1 pseudogene is annotated in these 314 nt (G+C 62.7%); it reads right to left on the bottom strand.

Annotation, left to right across the window (positions count from 1 at the left end):
* Positions 1 to 314: pseudogene (locus SPM24T3_RS25090) on the bottom strand (DNA primase); the annotation flags it as partial.

Genomic DNA, 314 nt, shown 5'->3' with positions numbered 1-314 from the left:
ACTGGAAGACTGGATAAGCACCGCCAGCGGCCGGTCCAGTTTGCGCGACGTCGCCGCCAGATAGCCGGTTAACAGATTGGTGGCTTCACCCACCACCCCACAGGTGGCAAGGTCGCTGACAATGCGCTCTGCCAGGTCAGGGGGATTTCAGCAGCGCCAGCGCCGCCGCTTCATCATCACCCGATACCGTCACCGCCGTGAAGGCCTGCTCAGTCTCCGCGGCTTTAAGCCGTTCGTCCTGCTGCTGCTCCAGCGCCAGCAGCACCCGGCCAGCCTCGCGCTTTATCACTGCGATATCGCAACCAAGCTCGTTT

The organism is Serratia sp. M24T3 (assembly GCF_000257645.1).
GTDB lineage: Bacteria > Pseudomonadota > Gammaproteobacteria > Enterobacterales > Enterobacteriaceae > Rouxiella.
This window is presented reverse-complemented; position numbering and strand designations above follow the sequence as displayed.